The sequence below is a fragment of the Roseomonas indoligenes genome, from assembly GCF_017813365.1.
Taxonomy (GTDB): Bacteria; Pseudomonadota; Alphaproteobacteria; order Acetobacterales; family Acetobacteraceae; genus Roseomonas; species Roseomonas indoligenes.
In genome coordinates this window covers 465090-481912 of sequence record NZ_JAGIZA010000002.1, presented here as the reverse complement: position 1 = coordinate 481912, position 16823 = coordinate 465090, and the positions used below count along the sequence as shown (strand labels likewise).

The following is a 16823-nucleotide window of genomic DNA, read 5'->3' as shown; positions in this document are numbered from 1 at the left end:
AGGGCTGCCGTCAGTTCCCGCCCAGGGCCCAGAGCAGCACGCCCTTCTGCGCGTGCAGCCGGTTCTCCGCCTCGTCGAAGACCACGCTCTGCGGGCCGTCGATCACCTCGTCCGTGATCTCCTCGCCGCGATGCGCGGGCAGGCAGTGCATCACCACCGCATCCGGCGCGGCGTGGCGCAGCAGGGCGGTATTCAGCTGGTAGGGCGCCAGCATGTTGTGCCGGTTCCGCATCTCCCGCTTCTCGTCGCTCATGGAGATCCAGGTGTCCGTCACCACGCAGCGCGCGCCCTGAACTGCCTCGGCCGGGTCGTTGAACAGCTCCACTTTCGCGCCCTGGGCGCGCGCCCAGGCCAACAGCTCGGCCGGCGGGGCCAGCTGCGCGGGGGTGGCGAGGCGCAGGGTGAAGTTGAAGCGCGCCGCGGCCTGGATGAAGGACTGGGCGACGTTGTTGCCATCCCCCGTCCAGGCCACCGTCTGCCCGGCGATGGGCCCGCGATGCTCCTCGAAGGTCATCACGTCGGCCATCAGCTGGCAGGGATGGGAGACGTCGGTCAGCCCATTGATGACGGGGACGGTGGCGTATTCCGCCAGCTCCCGCATCTTCTGCACGTTGTCGGTCCGCAAAACGATCGCGTCCACGTAGCGGGACAGCACGCGCGCCGTGTCCGCAGGCGTCTCACCGCGCCCGAGCTGCGTGTCCTTGCTCGTCAGCGTGGTCACGAAGCCGCCGAGCTGGCGGATCCCCACCTCGAAGGAGACGCGGGTGCGCGTGCTCGGCTTCTCGAAGATCAGCGCGACGGTCTTGCCGGCCAGCGGCTTGTCCGCCACGTCGCCCCGCTTGGCGCGGTTGCCGAGGTCCAACATCCGGCGCAGCGTCGCCGTGTCGAAATCCATCAGCTCCAGGAAGTGGCGGGGGGCCGGGCGGCCCCCCTCCCCTTTCTCCGAGATCGTCTTCAGCGCGGCGCTCACTTCGCGGCGGTCCGCACGTTGCCCGGCGTCATGCGCAGGCAGGCACGGTCAAGAAGCCGCAGCGCCTCGTCCGCCTCCGCCTTGGTGATGATCAGCGGCGGCGCCACGCGCAGCACGTTCATCCCCGCCGCGACCGTCAGCAGGCCCTCCGCCACCGCGGCGCCCTGCATCTCGGTATTGGAAACGGATTCCTGCAGGCGCAGGCCCAGCAGCAGCCCCGCGCCCTGCACGCCCACCACCACCGACGGGTGGCGCGCGGCGAGGTCCTGCATGCCGCGCCAGAGATGGCGCGCCACGCGATCCACGCCGTCCAGGAAGCCGGGCGCCAGGATCACGTCCAGCACCGCATTCCCCGCCGCGCAGGCCAGCGGGTTGCCGCCATAGGTGCTGCCATGGGTGCCGGGCTTCAGGTACTGCGCCACCTTCTCACGCGCCAGCGTGGCGCCGAGCGGGAAGCCGCCGCCGATGCCCTTGGCGGAGGAGATGACGTCCGGCTCGATCCCCGACCACTGATAGGCCCAGAGCTTGCCGGAGCGGCCCATGCCGGTCTGCACCTCATCGAGCGCGAGCAGCAGCCCGAACTCGTCGCACACCGTGCGCAGTTCCTGCAGGAAGCGCAGGTCGGCCGGGCGCACGCCGCCCTCGCCCTGCACCGGCTCGATCATGATCGCCGCCGTTTCCTTCGTGATCGCCTGGCGCACGGCGTTCATGTTGCCGAAGGGCACGTGGTCGAACCCGTCCACCGGCGGGCCGAAGCCCTCCAGGTACTTCGCGTTGCCCGTGGCGGAGATCATGGCCAGCGTGCGGCCGTGGAAGGCGCCCTCGAAGCAGATCGTGCGGAAGCGCTCGGGATGGCCCTGGGAGGCATGGTACTTGCGCACCGCCTTCACCATCGCCTCGTTCGCCTCGGCGCCGGAGTTGGAGAAGTAGACGCTATCCGCGAAGGGCGTCGCCTCCACCAGCCGCTGGGCCAGCCGCTCGGCCTGCTTCACGCGGTAAAGGTTGGAGGTATGCATCACCCGCCCCGCCTGCTCCGCGATCGCCTGCACGAGGTGCGGGTGGCCATGGCCAAGGCTGGAGGTCGCGATGCCCGCGCCGAAATCCAGGAATCGTCGCCCCTGCTCATCCCACAGCCAAGCGCCCTCGCCCCGCTCGAAAACGAGGTCGGCGCGGTTGTAGTTCGGCATCAAGGCGGGGATCACGCGGCGTGGCCCTCCGATGGTCCCGCGGGCGAGGCGGGTGTCGCGGCGCCGGGCGGGAAGAAAGGGAAAATGGAGGAAAGGGGCCGCCGGGTCAAAGGATCCGGGGCCGGGAGCCCTGCGAGGCGGGCGGGGAAGCCCCCGAAAAACGTGAGGGCAGGTCGCCTTCGCGGAAAATGGAAGGGGCGACGCCTCTCGACGACGCCCCTCCGCAGAAGCCCAGGACCGGATGACCGTCCCTGGATCAGAGACCCTGGATCAGCGGCCCTGGGTGCTCAGCGTGTTGGACGGCGAGCCCGGGCTGGCCGGGTTCGTGTTCGGGGCCGTGCCGGCGGGGACCGACGGCGAGGTGGTGCCGGAGGACATGGCGCCAGAGGACGTCGTGCCGGAGGACATGCTGCCCGAGGTGCTGCTGCTGGCGCTCGCCGGGGTGGTGTGGCGCATCGCGCGGTGGTGACGGGTGCGACTGCTGCGACGGGCCATGGGGCGGCAGTCGCTCGGGTCCGTGGTGCCGAGCGTGCGGGACACGGCGGTGCCGGGCGGGTTGCCGGGCGTGCAGTCCGGGCGGCCATCGACGTTCAGCGGGTCGCCGACGCGCTCATTGGCGCGGGAGACCACGGTGCCCGGCGGGTTGCCGGGCGCGCCGTCCGGACGGCCGGCGGTGTTCAGCGGGTCGCCGGCGCGCATGTTGGCGCGGGACGCCTCGGTGCCCGGCGGGTTGCCAGGGGTGCCATCCGGGCGGCCGGCGGTGTTCAGCGGGTCGTTCGAGCAGGCGGCCAGGGCGCCAACTGTGAGGGCCAGCGCGGCGGCGCGAAGGGTGGTGGACAGCATCGTGCGCTCTCTCCATCGGGTTGTTCTGGCCCCGCAAATTGCGCGGCCTGCGGGGGCAACGCAGGATCTTTCCCTGGGTTCCCCGGCCCGATGGTCCGTCCGGATGAAATTACGGACGGGTTCGGAAAGCGTAACCTTGTTGCAGGTGCAAAAAGGGCCCGGGCGCATCGCGCCCAGGCCCCTTCGCGGAAGCGCGGCCGATCAGCCGCGGCGTGCGGAGTCGTAGGAGTAGGCGGGCAGCGAAGTCAGGCTCTCCTTCGTTGCGCCCGTGATGGTCCAGCGGTTGTCCGCTGCGGACCAGCGCAGGTCCGTCATCGGTACCGCCACCAGCTTCGCGCCGATCCCCAGAAACCCGCCGACCGAGACCACCGCCAGAGGCGAGGCATTGCCGGAGCCGAGGATCACGTCGTCCACGGAGCCGATGGACTCGTTGCGCTCGTTGTAGACGTTGGAACCAATGATCTTGCTCACCCGGTCCGTCTGGGCCATCGGCGCGGCCGTCGTGGAGCCGGCGGCCGGATTGCCCGCCGTGGCCGTGGCGGGGCGGTCAGCGTTGCCATAACCCGTGCTGTTCGCCGGCGCGCCGGAGGGGCCGGAAGGATTGGCCGGGGCGTTGCCCGCCGCCTGGTTCTGCAGCGGCGCGCTCATCGTCCCAGCGCGGGCCTGGCTGCCGTCCGGCATGGTGTTCACCGGGCCGGGCTGGCCGTTCTGCTGACGCGGAGTGCCGGCGTTGTTCCCCTGGGCCGTCATGCCACCCGTGGCATTGTTGTGCGTCGTGCCGTTATCGGTCGTGGCGCGGTCCACCGCGCGGCCCGCCGCCGTGCCGGGCGGGTTGTTCGGCGTGCCGTCGCTGTTCTGCGGGTAGGCGCCGGACATGTTGGTGCCCAGGGCGCGGTCCGCCGCGCGGCCCAGCGCGGTGCCGGGCGGGTTGCCGGGCGTACCGTCGGGCCGGTTCTGCGTGTTCGCCGGGTCGCCCGCGCGCTGGTTCGCGGAGGCGGCATTGTCGCCGGCGCGGTCGACGGCGCGGCCGAGCGCCGTGCCCGGCGGGTTGCCAGGGGTGCCGTCGGCCGGGGTGCGGTTCCCCGTCACGGAATCCGCCGCGCGCTGCGTGGCGGTGGAGGGCGGGTTGCCCGCCGTGCCGTCGCGCGGCGCGGGCTGGGTCTGGGCAAGGGCGGGCAGCGCGAGCAGCGCGGCGGCCGCCGTCATTCCCAGCAGGCTCGACTTGTTGGACCGGATCGTCATTCGGCGCCTCCTTGTGATGATGCTTGGCTTGGCGGAGCAACGCCGGCCGCCGGAGGGCGGTTGCGGCGCCCCCCTCCCCCTGCCCGCGCCTCGGTGCCACATTCCCCGCATGGCCGAGAGCACACCGCCCAGGACGGCTCCGCGGGGGCGCCCCCGGCGGGAGAGGCGCGCCCCCTCCGCCGGCCCCGCCCCGAACGAGGCGCGGCTGCACGAGGTAGCGCTGAACCACCTGGCCCGCTTTGCCGCCACCGAAGCCGGGCTGACCCGCGTGCTGCAGCGACGCGTGGCCCGCTGGGCCCAGCGCGCGGAGCGCGAGGGGATGTCGCCGGACGCCATCGCGCCGGTGGTGGCGGAGGGTCGTGCCGCCGCGGCCGCGGTCGCCAAACGCATGGTATCGGCCGGCGCCGTGGACGACGCCGCCTTTGCCGCGGCCCGCACGCGCCGGCTCGCGCGCGCCGGCCGGTCCCGCCGCGCCATCGCCGCGCACCTGGCCGCGAAGGGCGTGGGCGAGGAACTGGCTTCCGGCACGCTGGAGGAGGCCGGAACGGACGAGGTGACGGCCGCGCTCGCCCATCTGCGCCGCCGACGCCAGGGGCCTTTCGACCCCGCCCCGCCGGAGGAGCCGGAGGCGGCCCGGGCCGCCCGGCTGAAGGCCATGGGCTCCCTCGCCCGCGCCGGCTTCCCGCGGGAGGTGGCGGCCGCGGCGCTGGAACTGGGCCGGGACGAGGCGGAGACCCGGATCATCGACTCCAGGCGGGGCTGAGGGCGCGGCGCATGGCGCCCGCCCCCCTTCCCCCCTATACCCGCCCCCCATGCCGGTCATCTTCACCCGCGACGGGGTGCGGCGCGGGGTGCTGCGGGGCATCCCCCTGCTCCTGGGCATCGCCCCCTTCGGAATCGTGGTCGGCGTCATCGCCCTGCGCCACGGCCTGACCCTCGCCGAGACGCTGCTGATGAGCGCCCTGGTCTTCGCCGGCGCCTCCCAGCTCCTCGCGCTGGAGCTCTGGACGGACCCGCCGGACATCCTCGCCGTCGCGCTCGCTGCCTTCGTCGTGAATATCCGCATGGTGCCGATCGGCGCCGCCCTCTCCTTCTGGCTGGACCACCTCAAGGGATGGCGCCTCTGGGGCTCCCTCTTCGTCACGGTGGACCACTCCTTCGCCCTCTCGGTGGCGGAGCAGCGCGCCGGCGGGCGGGATGCGGGCTTCCTCTTCGGACTCGGCGTCTTCACCTGGGTCGGCTGGGTGGCTTCCACCGCGGTCGGCCACGTGCTCGGCGCGGCCGTGGCCTTCTCGGACGAGAACCCGATCTTCTTCGCGGCCCCGGCCAGCTTCGTGGCGATCCTCGCGGCCCTCTGGCGGAGCCCGCGGCAGGACGTGCCGCCCTGGCTCCTGGCCGCGGCCACCGCGCTCGGCACCCAGGCCCTGCGGCTGCCCGCGCCGGTGCCCCTGCTGGCCGGTGCCTTCGCCGGCGCCGCCCTCGGAGCCTGGCGCGAGTGGCGGGCGCAATCCGTGGCAGTGCGCCGATGACCATGCGCTGGGACGTGACCCTCGCCATCATTGCGATGGGGCTGGTGACCTATATCTGTCGCGCCGGGGGCTACGCCGTGCTGCGCGCGGTGCGCACGCCGCCCTTCGTGGACGCGCTGCTGCGGAACCTTCCCGCGCCGCTCTTCGCGGCCTATGTCGCGCTGTCACTGTCCCGCCAGGACCTGGCTGCGACGCTGGCGAGCATTCCCTGCGCCGCCGCGCACCTGCGCTGGGGAAATTTCGGCCTGTCCATCGTCGTCGGCGTGGCCGCCGTGGCGCTGCTGCGCTGGGCGGGCGTCTAGGCGTCAGTCGAGCAGGACGACGCCGGCCGAGGACACGGCCATCCCAATCAGGATCCGGAATGCCGCCCGCATCGGCTCGTCCCCGAACAGCGGGGAGGGCGGCGCCATGTTCGCCACGATGACGGGAAGTCCGCCAAGCAGGAGGCTGTAGCCGAACCACGAAACCATGCCCGCCCCCACGACAACGCTGTCCCGCCACCCGGTCACGGCAATCGCCGCCCAGGGGCTATCGCGTCCGGAGGGGACAGCCACGGCACCCGCAGCGCGCGCCCCTTCCCGAGACAAACCGATAACCCCTTAAACAACCCGAGGTTGTATCTTTCAAGAGATTTCTAGGACACCGCGCAGTGGCTTAAAGACCCGCGAAGAGGGCAGTGGAGAGGTAGCGCTCCGCGAAGCTGGCGGCGATGCCGACCACCAGGCGCCCCTCCATCCCCGGCTCCCGCGCCACCCGCAGCGCCGCGTGCAGAACGGCACCGGAGGAGATGCCGACCGGCAGCCCCTCCTCCCGGGCGCAGCGGCGGGCGGCCGCGATGGCCTCGCGCTCGGAGACGCGCATCACCGCGTTCATCCGATCCAACTCCAGCACCGTCGGGCGGAAGCCCGCCCCGATCCCCTGGATGTCGTGCGGCCCGGGTTCGTCGCCCGAGAGAACGGCGGATTCCTCCGGCTCCACCGCGATTACCCTCAGCCCCGGCCGGCGCGGCTTCAGCGCGCGGGCGATGCCTGTCAGCGTGCCGCCCGTCCCCACGCCGCCCACGATCGCGTCCACCTCGCCGCCCGTATCGGCCCAGATCTCCTCCGCCGTGGTGCGGGCGTGGATGTCGGGATTGGCGGGGTTGTCGAACTGGCGGGGCATCCAGGCGCCGGGCGTCGCGGCGACGATCTCCTCCGCGCGCCCGATCGCACCGCCCATGCCGCGCCCAGCAGGGGTCTGCACCAGTTCCGCCCCCAGCAAGGCCATCATCTTCCGCCGTTCCTCGCTGGCGCCGTCCGGCATCACAACGATCAGGCGGTAGCCCTTTGCGGCTGCCACGAAGGCCAGCGCGATGCCCGTGTTCCCTGAGGTGGGCTCGACCAGGGTGGACTCGCCGGGCCGGATCAGCCCCGCCCGCTCCGCCTCCTCCACCATGGCCAGCCCGATGCGGTCCTTCACGGAGGCCAGCGGATTGAAGAACTCCAGCTTCAGCGCCAGCCGGGCGGACAACCTCTCGGACGCCTCGATGCGCGGCAGGCGGACCAGGGGAGTCGCGCCCACCGCCTCCAGCACGCTGCCGTAGAGGCGCCCGCGGGAGGCCGGAAAGGGGGTTCCTGTGGACATCCCCGGCGGCTTATCGCGGGGGCGGGATGAGGTCCATCGCCCAACCGCGCCGCGGGGGAGGATCATCCCCCGGATTGCCCGAAATTCGATCGTTCCATTTCATCGACACGCGACCGTGCCGCGTTGAATCATAGGGTATCGGCAGCACAGCCGCGAGGAGGTCCCGCAGGTGCCCGCGATCCGGAACGGGGAAAGCTGTCGGCGCTGACCGCCGGCCCCTCCCACCCCTCCCATCCCCCCTTCCCGGCCGAAGCCCGGCCATGGAGACGGACCATGATCCGAATCGCCACGCCTTCCCGCGCCGCCACCGCCTTCCGCGTCCTGCTCGCGCGCATCTTTCCCCGCACCCCGGCGCCGCCGCGCCAGTCCGATATCGAGCGCGCCCTTCTGCGCGCGCTCGGGGGGCTGTGACGGTGCTCGCCTCCCGCCCCATCAGCGTGGAGGGCCGCTTCGTGGGCGTCGTCGTGGCGCGCGAGGCGGACTGGCTCTTCCTCGCCACCGACCCCGTGCTGGAGGAGCTGGAGGGCGCGGCCTTCCCGAGCGCGGCGGAGGCGGCCCGGGTGGCCCGGCTCGTCCTCCTGCGCGGGCAGGGCCGGCAGGTCGCGGCGTGAAGCCGCGCTGGCAGATCGCGGCGTGAAGCCGCGCCGGCATATCGCGGCATGACGCCGCGCTGGGCGGACCTGCCCCTGCGCGCCGCGCTCCTTCTCGGCAGCGCCCTGCTCCTGGCCTATCTGATCGCGGGCTGACCGGCCGGAACGAACGAGGGAACCCCGGGGAGCGATCCCCGGGGTTCTGCGTTTCCCAGGGGTTCCGGGACAAGGGAGCGGCGCTGAATGGCAGGCTTCATCGGCCGGGTGGCGATCATCCTGGCGGTCTGGCTGGCCTTCGGGATCCTCGGCGTGCTCGCCGCCGACTCCATCCCCTGGGCCCGACCGCCCACCAGCTTCGACACCGTCTTCAGCCGCTACGCCGAGGATATCTGGGCCATCGCCTCGGCCGGCTTCCTCCCCGGCACCATCCTGGCCTGCCGCTGGCGGTGGAGCCGCGATCCCGACGCCCTGCGCCGGGACCAGAGCATCGCGGCCGGGATCGTCCTTCTGCTGCTCTGGACCGCGCTGGTGGACCTGGCATGAGCCGGCCTGGCTCGACCTGGGCAAGAAAAAACCCCGGGGATCGCTCCCCGGGGTTCTGCCGATCGTGCCTGGGGCCGGATCAGTCGTTGGACTGGCGGACGCCCATGAACTGCAGCAGCAGCTGGAAGAGGTTCACGAAGTTCAGGTAGAGGCCCAGCGCGTCGAAGACAGAGCGCTTGGCCGCCTCATCGGAACCCTCGGCATAGGCGTACTCGACGTAGTCGTTCTTGATCCGCTGCGTGTCATAGGCGGTGAGGCCCGTGAAGATCACCACGCCCAGGACGGAGATCGCGAACTGCAGGGCCGTGCTGCCGACGAAGGCATTCACAAGGCCGGCGATGACGATGCCGATCAGGCCCATCATCAGGAAGCCGCCCATCCGCGTCAGGTCGGCGTTCGTGGTGTAGCCGTAAAGGCTGACGGCCGCGAACATGCCGGCGGTGACGAGGAAGGTGCTGGCGATCGAGGTGCCCACATACACGGCGAAGAGGTTCGCCATGCTGGCGCCCATCGCCACGCAGAAGGCCCAGAACAGCGCCTGCGTCGCGCCCTTCGACAGCCGGTTGATGCCGAAGCTCAGCACCATGACAAAGGCGAGCGGGGCGAAGATCGCCACGAAGCCAAGGATGGTCGGCTGCGTCGCCAGGCCGCGCGGGGTGCGCACGACCGTGAAGAACAGCTCCGCCAACTGGGTATTGGCGATGACGTAGGCGGTGATGGCGGTCAGCGCGAGGCCGGACGCCATCCAGTTGTACACGCGCAGCATGTAGGCGCGCAGGCCGGCGTCCAACGTCGCGGCGTCGGTGGCGGCGCGGCCCATCGGCTGCGTCCAGGCGGACTGGCCGCTCTGGAAACGGTTGTCGGGACCGAAGGCCATGTCTGTCAGAACTCCTTCCGGGGAGGGCACCAGCCATCCCCGCACCGCGATATATGGACTTCCTGTAATCCAATGCAAGCGGCAACCTGCCCGACAGCTTGCCGTAAGGTTCGGGGCATGTGGCGCGGCCCGGGTTCGGAACCTCGGGCCGCCACCTCCGCCTACTCGTTCCGCAGCAGCGGCGCCGCCTTCGCCCGCAGCGCCAGCGCGGTGCCGGCATAGCCCATGGCCAGCGTCAGCACGACGCAGAACAGGACCGTCGCGGCCAGCGTCCCCGGCAGGAAGACCCAGTCCGTGCGCATCACGAATCGCGTCACGCCCCAGCTCGCGGCCGTGCCCGCAGCGGCGGCCACCAGCCCCGCCACGGCGCCCAGCAGCCCGAACTCTACCAGCCAAGCCCGCCGGATCTGGGACCGCGTGGCGCCGAGCGTCTTCAGCACCACCGCATCGCGGATTCGCCGCCGCTGCCCCGCCGCCACCGCGCCCGCCAGCACCAGCAGGCCGGAGAGCAGGGTCAGCCCGGCGGTGGAGGTGAGGGCCGAGCCCAGTTTCGTCAGCAGTGCCGCCAGCGCGTCCAGCGCGTCCCGCACGCGGATCCCTGTCACGTTAGGGAAGGCGTCCGTCACCGCCCGCAGCAGCTGGGCGTCCCGCGCCGGCTCGCCCCGCACCGTGGCGATATGCGTGTGCGGCGCCGACTCCAGCAGCCCGGGGGAGGCGATCATCGTGAAGTTCAGCCCCAGCCCCCGCCACTGGATGTCGCGGGTGGAGGTGACGCGCAGCGGGATGTCCCGCCCGAGCACATTCACCGTGATGGTGGAGCCGAGTCCCACGCCCCAGCCCTGCGCCAGGTTCTCGTCCAGAGAGACCAGCGGCTCCCCCCGGTAGTCCGGCGCCCACCACTGGCCCTGCACGATCCGCGTCCCGTCCGGCGGCGCGGCGGAATAGGTCAGGCCGCGGTCGCCCCGAAGCGCCCAGCGCGTCTCCTCCGTGGCCTGCACTTGCTCGGCCGGAACGCCGTTCACGGAAACGATCCGGGCGCGGAGGGAGGGCACGCGCCGAACCTCCGTCACGCCCGGCACGCCCTTCGCGACCTCGTCGAACCGGGCAGCCTGATCGGACTGGATGTCGATGAAGTAGAAGGAGGGGGCGGCCTCCGGCAGGCTCTCCGTGATCTGGGCGCGCAGGTTGCCTTGGATCAGGGCGATGGCGGCCAGGGTGGTGAGCCCGATGCCCAGAGAGACGAGCATCAGGGCCGTCGGCGCCCCCGGCCGGTGCAGGTTCGCCAGTCCCAGCCGCAGGGAGGGCCGGCGATAGGCGGGGATGCGGCGCGCCACGGCCTGCAACCCCGCGGCGGCCGCCCGGAACAGCGCCAGGGTCCCCAGCGCCGCACCGCAGAAGGAAAGGGCGAAGAGCGGTCGGTCCGCCGTGAACACCACCAGCGCGACCAGCACCGCCACCGCCGCCGCGTTCGCCAGGATCAGCCCCGGCCGCGGCCGGGCGGCGCCGGGCTGCACGCTGTCCCGGAACAGGGCGGCGCCCGGGATGTCGCGCGCACGGCCGAGCGGCCACAGCGCGAAGGCCAGCGCCGTCAGCACGCCATAGGCGGCAGCCAGCAGCAGCGGCAAGGGATAGAAGCCCAGCCGCGGGGGCACGGGCAGCGCGTCCGCCAGCAGGGACGCACCGGCGAGGGTGAGCCCGTAGCCCGCCACCAGCCCGATCACGATCCCCAGCCCCGCCAGAGCCATCACCTGAATAAGGTAGGTGGCGAAGATCGCCCCCGCCGGCGCGCCGAGGCAGCGCAGCGTCGCGATGGTCCGTCCCCGCTGCTCCAGCCAGGACCGCACGCCCGTCGCCACCCCGATTCCCCCCACCAGCAGGGCCGTCAGCCCGGCCAGGGTGAAGAATGACGCCGCCTGGTCCAGGAAGCGGTTCACCCCCGGCTGCCCCTGGGAGGCATCCCGCACGCGCCAGCCACCATCGGCGAAGGGCGCGGACCGCAGCGCGTCCGCGGTGGCCCGGGCATCGGCCCCTGGTGGCAGGGCGGCACGCAATTCATAGGTCACGAGGCTGCCCGGCTGGATCAGTCCCGTCCCCTCCAGCGCGGAGAGCGGGATGATGGCGCGCGGCCCCAGCACCGCCGGCCCCGCGACCTTGTCCGGCTCCGAGACGATGGCGCCGCGATAGGCGAAGCGCTCCTCCCCGATCCGCACCTCGTCGCCGGGACGAAGGTTCAGCCGCTCCGCCACCAGCGGGTCCATCGCCACGGGCGCGCGGCCCCCGGCGCCGGCACCCAGCGGCCCTGGCGGGTCCAGCTGCAACTCGCCGAGGAGCGGGTAGACCGAGTCGGTCGCCTTCAGCTCCACTAGCGTCCGGTCGCCCCCTGGTGCCACGGCCATGGCGCGCATGGAGACCTGGTCGGCCACCCGCGCGCCGCGCGCCTCCAGCCAGGCCCGCGCTTCCGGCGGAAAGGGCCGCGAATTGGCCGCGGCCAGGTCCCCGCCCAGCAGCCGCGCCCCCTCGGAGGAGAGCCCGGCATCAATGGCCGCCCGCAGCGTGCCGACGGCGGAGATGGCGGCCACGCCCAGGGCCAGGCAGGCCAGCACGATCCGCAGCCCCCGCACGCCCCCGCGCAGCTCCCGCCGCGCGAGGCGCCAGCCCATGGACAGGTCGCTCACGCGGAAAGCCCGCTGTCGGAGACGATCCGCCCGTCCTCCACCCGCACCTGCCGCTCGCAGCGGGCGGCCAGGGCTGGGTCGTGGGTGATGAGGACGAGGGTGGTGGAGAAGCGCTCCCGCAGGCCGAAGAGGAGGTCCATCACCTTCTCCCCCGTCGCCCGGTCCAGGTTGCCCGTGGGCTCGTCCGCCAGCATCAGCGCGGGCTCGGCCACGAAGGCGCGGGCCAGGGCCACGCGTTGCTGCTCCCCGCCCGAGAGCTGCCCGGGATAGTGCGAGAGGCGGTGGCCCAGCCCAACGGAGCGCAGCGCCTCCGCCGCGCGGTCGAAGGCATCGTCGCGCCCGGCGAACTCCAGCGGAATCGCCACGTTCTCCAGGGCAGACATGGTGGGAATGAGGTGGAAGGCCTGGAAGACGATGCCGAGCCGGTCCCGCCGGAAACGGGCCAGCGCATCCTCGTCCATCGAGGCCAGCTCCTGACCCGCCACGAGCAGGGTGCCGCCCGTCGGCCTTTCCAGCCCCGCCAGCAGCATGAGGAGCGAGGTCTTGCCCGAACCCGAAGGCCCGACGATGCCCACCGCCTCCCCCGGCCGGACCGCGAGGTCCACCCCCCGGAGGATGTTGACCTCACCCCCGGCCCCCACCACCCTGAAGGCGAGTGAGCGTGCATCGATCAGCGGCAAGCTGGCCGTCGCGTCAGCGGCGGCCGGGGTCTGGGTCAGGGAATCCGGCATGAGGGCGAGATTGGGGCGCCGGGGTCTCCTGGGTAGGGGCGCGGGAGTTTCCGTTCTGTGTCTGGCGGGTTTTCCTGCCCTCCTTCGTTCGGCGCAGGCGCAGCCGCGCCCGCTGAAGCTCCTGATGCTCGGCGACAGCATCACCGCCGCCTATGGCCTGGCAAAGTCCGATGGCCTGCCCGCGAAGCTGGAAGCGGCGCTGAAGGCCAAGGGCGGGGCCGTGACGGTGATCGATGCCGGGGTGTCCGGCGACACGACCGCAGGCGGCCGGTCCCGCCTGGAATGGTCGCTGGCGGACAAGCCGGATGCCGTGATCGTGGCCCTCGGCGGCAATGACGGCCTCCGCGGGATCGACCCGCGCAACAGCGAGGCCAACCTGCGCGCCATCCTGGAGGCCCTGAAGGCCCGCAACATCCCGGCGATGATCGCGGGCATGCTGGCCCCGCCCAATCTCGGCGCCGATTACGGCCGGGAATTCGCGGCGGTGTTCCAGACCCTGCACCGCGATTTTCCGGATGCCGTCTTCTACCCCTTCCTGCTGGACGGCGTGGCCGGGGAAGCCACGCTGAACCAGCCCGACCGGATTCACCCCAACCCGCAGGGAGTCGAGGAGATGGTGCGTCGCATGACCCCCGCCGTCGAGGACCTGCTCAGCAAGGCGAGGCCCGCTTAAGCCCCCATGGTCCGGCTGTTCGTCGCACTCGCCCTGCCGGAGACGCTGCGGATGCAGCTCTCCATGCTGACCGGTGGCATCCAGGGCGCCCGCTGGGTGCCGCCCGAGAACTACCACCTGACGCTCCGCTTCATCGGGGAGGTGGAGGGCTGGCGCGCGGACGAGGTGGACGAAGCCCTCTCCGCGATCCGCTGCAAGCCCTTCGACCTCTCCCTTCGCGGAGTCGGCACCTTCGAAAAGGCGGGAAAGATTGAGACCCTCTGGGTCGGGGTGGAGAAGACCGAGGGTCTGACCCACCTGCAGTCGAAGATCGAGACCGCGCTGCAGCGCATGGGCCTGGACCCGGAGCGCCGCCGTTTCGCGCCCCACGTAACGCTGGCGCGGACGGGCAAGGCGCCCTCCCACAAGCTCGTGGAGTGGGTCCAGTCTCACAACCTGTTCCGCGCCCCGCCGGTGGCGATGGAGCACTTCACCCTCTTCTCCTCCCGGCTGGGAAAGGAAAGCCCGGTCTATATCCCCGAGGTGGAGTACGAGCTTGCCTGAGCCGCCCCGCATCGTCGTCCTGACGGGGGCCGGCATCTCCCGGGAATCTGGCCTGCACACCTTCCGCGACGCGGATGGCATCTGGGCTCGCCACCGTATCGAGGACGTGGCGACACCGGAGGCCTTTGCCCGCGATCCCACCCTGGTTCAGGGCTTCTACAACGCCCGCCGCACCCAGCTGCGCGACCCCGCCATCCAGCCCAACGCCGCCCATGCCGCGCTGGCGGAGCTGGACGCGCGCTGGCCGGGCGAGTTCCTCCTCGTCACCCAGAACGTGGACGACCTGCACGACCGCGCGGGGTCGCGCCGCCTGATCCATATGCACGGGGAGCTGATGAAGGCGCGCTGCCTGCGTTGCGGCGCCGTCACCCCCGTGCCCGGCGACCTCTCCGCCGAGACCCCCTGCCCGGCCTGCCACCGCGCGGGCGGGATGCGCCCGCATGTCGTCTGGTTCGGCGAGATGCCGCTGGAGATGGAGCGGATCGGCGAGGCGCTGAGGCGCTGCGACCTGTTCGTCTCCATCGGCACCTCCGGCGCCGTCTATCCGGCCGCGGGCTTCGTGCGGGAGGTGCGCGACCGCGCCGACACGCTGGAGCTGAACCTGGAGCCGAGCGAGGGCAGCCACCTCTTCGACGAGGCGCGCCACGGCCCCGCCACGGAACTCGTCCCCGCCTTCGTCGCGGGCCTCCTGGCGAAGTGGGCCTGAGCCACGGCAGCTTCCGGCATCACCCCCCTCCCCCATCCGGCGGGCGCCCGCGACCCCGGCATCCCGCCCGACGCCACCATGGCGGAGGCCGCGGCGGCCGCCCGCGCCTGCACGGTCTGTGCCCCGCATTTGCCACTGGGCCCGCGCCCCATCTACCAGCTGCACGCGCGCGCCCGCATCCTCGTCACCAGCCAGGCGCCGGGGACGAAGGCGCATCTTTCCGGCATCCCCTTCGAGGACGCCTCCGGCGAGCGGCTGCGCGACTGGCTCGGCCTGGGGCGGGACCTGTTCTACGACCCGGAGGTGCTGGCCATCCTGCCCATGGGCATGTGCTACCCCGGCCGCCTGCCGCGCGGCGGGGATGCGCCGCCACGGCCGGAATGCGCGCCCCTCTGGCATCCACGGGTCCTGCCGCGCTTCGAGAATCTCCGCCTGCGCCTCCTCGTCGGCGCCCACGCCATCCGCCACGTGCTCGGCCCGCGCATGCCGCTGGCCGAACGTGTGGCGCGTTACGCGGAGGCGCTGCCGGCGAACTTTCCCCTGCCCCATCCCTCCTGGCGCACCCTTGTCTGGGCAAAGAGGAACGCATGGTTCGACACCCAGGTCATTCCCGCCCTGCGCCGCGAAGTGGCGCGGGCGCTGTCGGACTGATCGCCGCCCTTCTGCTCTCCCTGGTGCGGCCCGCCCTGGCCGTGCCGCTGGACCGGGCGGAGGCCTTCGACTTCCTCGTGCAGTCCGCCTGCCTCGACCCGGCCGGCCAACCGGTTCCCGGCCGCCTGCCCTTCGACCCGGGCTGCGATCGACGCCGCCCCATCGGCACCGACGAGAACCTGCCCTGGCGCAAGACGGACTGGCCCGGCCTGGCCCACATCGCCCGCCAGCCGGAGGGCTACATGGCCTCCGACGCCCTGCTCGGGACCCTCCAGGGCCGGGAGGCGGCGATCCAGACCTTCGACTACGGCGGCGGCAACACCGCCTTCGGCCGCTTCGACCCCGCCTCCGACGGCGGGCAGGTGGCCGTCCTGATCGCCGGCCGGGCGGAGCTGGCCGTGACGCAGGACGGCGGCCGCCCCGGGCAGCTGCAATGGTTCCTCTCCCCGGATTGCCGCCCCGGCGCCCCGGCCGCCGCCGGCTGGCTCGTCTTCGGCACGGAGGTTCCGACGGGGTCCTGGGGCCAGGCCGTTGCCCGGCTCCGCATCGCCCCCGCCGCCGATGCCTGCCCGAACGGCTTCGACGAGGCCCTGACCCGCTGGCGGCGGGAGACGATACCCATGCCCGTCCGCTTTCACGACGATCCGCGCATGCGGGAGGTTCGGATGGACGTGATCGTCTCCGAGCATTTCGGTGGCCCGACGATCCCGGCGGGCGGCCATCTCGAGCGCTTCTGGTACGCGCGCGGCCTCGGAATGATCCGGTGGGAACGGTGGGAGGACCCGATGCGGAACCCCCGCGTGAAGGAGCGCGCGGACTGGTTCGCCGGCACCGGCCGCTGCGGCCCTGTTCCCTTCTCCGAACAGCCCGCGGCCGGTTGGGGGATGGTGGATTGCCGCAGCTGGACCAACTTCCGCCGCCCCCGGGCGGGCGAGGTGCTGCGGAGCACGGGCTGGCCAGCGCGGCGCTGAGTGTTGCCAGGCCACAACCCCCCGCAACCGTGACGATCGGCGCGGGCTAATTACGTTGCCGCCCGGACGACGCCGGACGTAGACGGTCCGTATCGCTGCCCTGCCCCTGGCTGCCGGCGACTGATCGCTTCAGTGCCCTCGCCAGTTTGTCGCGGTGCAGGCCATGCCAAGATATTTCTTCCACGTCCGCGACGGCCAGTCCCTGCCCGACAGGACCGGCAAGGAATTGCCGAACATCAGCGCCGCGAAGCAGCAGGCCGTCCACCTCGCGGGCGGGCTGCTGAAGGCCGACAATGGCGCCTTCTGGAGCGGCGAGGAGTGGCAGATGGAGGTCGTGGACGAGGCGGGCCTTGTCCTGTTCACCCTTGACTTCCTCGCCACCGAATCGCCGGCCGTCCGCGCCGGACGGAGCGCCGGCCAGGGATAGGCCGAGCAGGCCGGGGCGCCCGCCACGCCGGGTTGCCGGAAC

General features: G+C 72.3%; 21 protein-coding genes. 12 read left to right on the top strand and 9 right to left on the bottom strand.

The genetic code is table 11. From position 1 onward, the window contains the following. Positions 1–10 precede the first annotated feature (10 nt). From argF to J5Y10_RS04680, 4 genes are all read right to left on the bottom strand, one after another. Positions 11–970, bottom strand: coding sequence for an ornithine carbamoyltransferase (gene argF, locus J5Y10_RS04695; RefSeq protein WP_342452842.1), 960 nt, complete (start codon positions 968–970; stop codon positions 11–13). Continuing rightward, positions 967–2172 carry an aspartate aminotransferase family protein gene (locus J5Y10_RS04690; protein ID WP_209371181.1) on the bottom strand — a complete coding sequence of 402 codons (1206 nt, stop codon included), beginning with the start codon at positions 2170–2172 and terminating at the stop codon, positions 967–969. Before J5Y10_RS04690 ends, argF begins: the two co-directional genes overlap by 4 nt. Positions 2173–2427: 255 nt before the next feature. Beyond that, positions 2428–3000, bottom strand: a complete 573-nt coding sequence (locus J5Y10_RS04685; protein ID WP_209371179.1) for a hypothetical protein — start codon at positions 2998–3000, stop codon at positions 2428–2430. A gap of 201 nt (positions 3001–3201) precedes the next feature. Beyond that, positions 3202–4242: a PRC-barrel domain-containing protein gene (locus J5Y10_RS04680; protein WP_209371177.1), complete on the bottom strand. Its 1041-nt coding sequence runs from the start codon at positions 4240–4242 to the stop codon at positions 3202–3204. Positions 4243–4351: 109 nt separating this feature from the next. Here J5Y10_RS04680 and J5Y10_RS04675 point away from each other — a divergent pair, with 109 nt between their 5' ends. The 3 genes from J5Y10_RS04675 to J5Y10_RS04665 are packed head-to-tail and all read left to right on the top strand — an operon-like array spanning position 4352 to position 6073. Beyond that, a complete protein-coding gene (locus J5Y10_RS04675) occupies positions 4352–5005 on the top strand; it encodes a RecX family transcriptional regulator (RefSeq protein ID WP_209371176.1) in 654 nt (217 codons plus the stop codon). 49 nt (positions 5006–5054) lie between these two features. Then, positions 5055–5771: an AzlC family ABC transporter permease gene (locus tag J5Y10_RS04670; RefSeq protein ID WP_209371175.1), complete on the top strand. Its 717-nt coding sequence runs from the start codon at positions 5055–5057 to the stop codon at positions 5769–5771. Continuing rightward, the gene (locus tag J5Y10_RS04665; protein WP_245214293.1) at positions 5768–6073 is read left to right on the top strand and encodes an AzlD family protein; all 306 of its coding nucleotides are present in this window, start codon (positions 5768–5770) and stop codon (positions 6071–6073) included. Before J5Y10_RS04670 ends, J5Y10_RS04665 begins: the two co-directional genes overlap by 4 nt. Positions 6074–6076: 3 nt before the next feature. On the opposite strand, the gene J5Y10_RS04660 is transcribed toward J5Y10_RS04665, so the two are convergent. Next, positions 6077–6280, bottom strand: coding sequence for a hypothetical protein (locus tag J5Y10_RS04660; RefSeq protein ID WP_209371174.1), 204 nt, complete (start codon positions 6278–6280; stop codon positions 6077–6079). 145 nt (positions 6281–6425) lie between these two features. After that, complete coding sequence (gene cysK, locus J5Y10_RS04655; RefSeq protein ID WP_209371173.1) at positions 6426–7394, bottom strand: cysteine synthase A; 969 nt, start codon at positions 7392–7394, stop codon at positions 6426–6428. A 273-nt stretch (positions 7395–7667) separates the two neighbouring features. Here cysK and J5Y10_RS04650 point away from each other — a divergent pair, with 273 nt between their 5' ends. The 3 genes from J5Y10_RS04650 to J5Y10_RS04640 all read left to right on the top strand — a co-directional run bounded on the left by J5Y10_RS04650 (position 7668) and on the right by J5Y10_RS04640 (position 8527). Further along, complete coding sequence (locus J5Y10_RS04650; RefSeq protein WP_209371172.1) at positions 7668–7805, top strand: hypothetical protein; 138 nt, start codon at positions 7668–7670, stop codon at positions 7803–7805. A gap of 2 nt (positions 7806–7807) precedes the next feature. Next, positions 7808–8005, top strand: a complete 198-nt coding sequence (locus tag J5Y10_RS04645; protein WP_209371171.1) for a hypothetical protein — start codon at positions 7808–7810, stop codon at positions 8003–8005. A 222-nt stretch (positions 8006–8227) separates the two neighbouring features. After that, positions 8228–8527: a hypothetical protein gene (locus J5Y10_RS04640; protein WP_209371169.1), complete on the top strand. Its 300-nt coding sequence runs from the start codon at positions 8228–8230 to the stop codon at positions 8525–8527. A 79-nt stretch (positions 8528–8606) separates the two neighbouring features. On the opposite strand, the gene J5Y10_RS04635 is transcribed toward J5Y10_RS04640, so the two are convergent. The 3 genes from J5Y10_RS04635 to J5Y10_RS04625 form a co-directional block, all read right to left on the bottom strand. Further along, positions 8607–9404 (bottom strand): Bax inhibitor-1/YccA family protein, encoded by a 798-nt coding sequence (locus J5Y10_RS04635; RefSeq protein ID WP_209371167.1) that lies wholly within the window; start codon positions 9402–9404, stop codon positions 8607–8609. 161 nt (positions 9405–9565) lie between these two features. Beyond that, a complete protein-coding gene (locus tag J5Y10_RS04630) occupies positions 9566–12079 on the bottom strand; it encodes an ABC transporter permease (RefSeq protein WP_342452841.1) in 2514 nt (837 codons plus the stop codon). Further along, complete coding sequence (locus J5Y10_RS04625) at positions 12076–12810, bottom strand: ABC transporter ATP-binding protein (protein ID WP_209371165.1); 735 nt, start codon at positions 12808–12810, stop codon at positions 12076–12078. The genes J5Y10_RS04630 and J5Y10_RS04625 overlap by 4 nt, the downstream gene beginning before the upstream one ends. Before the next feature lie 124 nt (positions 12811–12934). On the opposite strand from J5Y10_RS04625, the gene J5Y10_RS04620 reads away from it, so the two are divergent. From J5Y10_RS04620 to J5Y10_RS04595, 6 genes are all read left to right on the top strand, one after another. Next, complete coding sequence (locus tag J5Y10_RS04620; protein ID WP_245214292.1) at positions 12935–13483, top strand: arylesterase; 549 nt, start codon at positions 12935–12937, stop codon at positions 13481–13483. Between the two features lie 6 nt (positions 13484–13489). Continuing rightward, complete coding sequence (thpR, locus tag J5Y10_RS04615) at positions 13490–14026, top strand: RNA 2',3'-cyclic phosphodiesterase (protein WP_209371161.1); 537 nt, start codon at positions 13490–13492, stop codon at positions 14024–14026. Continuing rightward, positions 14019–14732, top strand: coding sequence for a Sir2 family NAD+-dependent deacetylase (gene cobB, locus J5Y10_RS04610; RefSeq protein ID WP_209371159.1), 714 nt, complete (start codon positions 14019–14021; stop codon positions 14730–14732). Before thpR ends, cobB begins: the two co-directional genes overlap by 8 nt. 78 nt (positions 14733–14810) lie before the next feature. Beyond that, positions 14811–15383, top strand: coding sequence for a uracil-DNA glycosylase family protein (locus J5Y10_RS04605; protein ID WP_209371157.1), 573 nt, complete (start codon positions 14811–14813; stop codon positions 15381–15383). Then, positions 15320–16354, top strand: coding sequence for a hypothetical protein (locus J5Y10_RS04600; RefSeq protein ID WP_209371154.1), 1035 nt, complete (start codon positions 15320–15322; stop codon positions 16352–16354). The genes J5Y10_RS04605 and J5Y10_RS04600 overlap by 64 nt, the downstream gene beginning before the upstream one ends. A gap of 163 nt (positions 16355–16517) precedes the next feature. Then, complete coding sequence (locus tag J5Y10_RS04595) at positions 16518–16781, top strand: DUF6894 family protein (RefSeq protein WP_209371152.1); 264 nt, start codon at positions 16518–16520, stop codon at positions 16779–16781. Positions 16782–16823: the final 42 nt, after the last annotated feature.

What these genes read in the sequence shown, in the direction of transcription:
- cysK (WP_209371173.1), bottom strand. Translation starts at nt 7,394, where the DNA reads ATGTCCACAGGAACCCCCTTTCCGGCCTCCCGCGGGCGCCTCTACGGC.
- J5Y10_RS04665 (WP_245214293.1), top strand. Translation starts at nt 5,768, where the DNA reads ATGACCATGCGCTGGGACGTGACCCTCGCCATCATTGCGATGGGGCTG.
- J5Y10_RS04620 (WP_245214292.1), top strand. Translation starts at nt 12,935, where the DNA reads ATGCTCGGCGACAGCATCACCGCCGCCTATGGCCTGGCAAAGTCCGAT.
- J5Y10_RS04650 (WP_209371172.1), top strand. Translation starts at nt 7,668, where the DNA reads ATGATCCGAATCGCCACGCCTTCCCGCGCCGCCACCGCCTTCCGCGTC.
- J5Y10_RS04685 (WP_209371179.1), bottom strand. Translation starts at nt 3,000, where the DNA reads ATGCTGTCCACCACCCTTCGCGCCGCCGCGCTGGCCCTCACAGTTGGC.
- J5Y10_RS04625 (WP_209371165.1), bottom strand. Translation starts at nt 12,810, where the DNA reads ATGCCGGATTCCCTGACCCAGACCCCGGCCGCCGCTGACGCGACGGCC.
- J5Y10_RS04635 (WP_209371167.1), bottom strand. Translation starts at nt 9,404, where the DNA reads ATGGCCTTCGGTCCCGACAACCGTTTCCAGAGCGGCCAGTCCGCCTGG.
- J5Y10_RS04675 (WP_209371176.1), top strand. Translation starts at nt 4,352, where the DNA reads ATGGCCGAGAGCACACCGCCCAGGACGGCTCCGCGGGGGCGCCCCCGG.
- J5Y10_RS04670 (WP_209371175.1), top strand. Translation starts at nt 5,055, where the DNA reads ATGCCGGTCATCTTCACCCGCGACGGGGTGCGGCGCGGGGTGCTGCGG.
- J5Y10_RS04595 (WP_209371152.1), top strand. Translation starts at nt 16,518, where the DNA reads ATGCCAAGATATTTCTTCCACGTCCGCGACGGCCAGTCCCTGCCCGAC.
- J5Y10_RS04680 (WP_209371177.1), bottom strand. Translation starts at nt 4,242, where the DNA reads ATGACGATCCGGTCCAACAAGTCGAGCCTGCTGGGAATGACGGCGGCC.
- J5Y10_RS04640 (WP_209371169.1), top strand. Translation starts at nt 8,228, where the DNA reads ATGGCAGGCTTCATCGGCCGGGTGGCGATCATCCTGGCGGTCTGGCTG.
- J5Y10_RS04600 (WP_209371154.1), top strand. Translation starts at nt 15,320, where the DNA reads ATGGTTCGACACCCAGGTCATTCCCGCCCTGCGCCGCGAAGTGGCGCG.
- thpR (WP_209371161.1), top strand. Translation starts at nt 13,490, where the DNA reads ATGGTCCGGCTGTTCGTCGCACTCGCCCTGCCGGAGACGCTGCGGATG.
- J5Y10_RS04605 (WP_209371157.1), top strand. Translation starts at nt 14,811, where the DNA reads ATGGCGGAGGCCGCGGCGGCCGCCCGCGCCTGCACGGTCTGTGCCCCG.